The sequence below is a fragment of the Mesorhizobium sp. M2E.F.Ca.ET.219.01.1.1 genome (genome assembly GCF_004016445.2).
Lineage (GTDB): Bacteria > Pseudomonadota > Alphaproteobacteria > Rhizobiales > Rhizobiaceae > Mesorhizobium.
This window is the reverse complement of record NZ_SADT02000204.1, coordinates 1-307: the sequence shown is the minus strand read 5'-3', so window position 1 is coordinate 307 and position 307 is coordinate 1. Positions and strand designations below refer to the sequence as shown.

The 307-nt window shown below is 63.5% G+C and carries 1 protein-coding gene; it reads left to right on the top strand.

What is annotated here, in order from left to right; genetic code table 11:
- Positions 1-13 precede the first annotated feature (13 nt).
- On the top strand, positions 14-307 hold a 294-nt coding region (locus tag EN862_RS35530), incomplete at its 3' end, for a hypothetical protein (RefSeq protein ID WP_245519831.1).

Genomic DNA, 307 nt, shown 5'->3' with positions numbered 1-307 from the left:
CTCCGGCGGTTTCATGCGGCTGATCCAGATCGTCTTCGGCCTGTCGATCGCCTTCGCGGCGTCGAGCTTCTTCCTGTCGTTCTTTTCCTTCTGCGGCGGGGCATTGATCTGTATGGCGACCTCGCTCGAACACCTCGATATCGTGCCGGGGTTCACCGTCGCGGTCCACAGGGCGTTGACCGAGCACATCCTGCTCGGCGGCGCGCCGCGTTCCATCGCCATTTTGAACGGCACGCTGGCGGGTGCCGTGGGCCTTGGCCTGCGTCTTTGGCTGGTCGGCCTCATCATCTGGGTGCTTGGACACTTC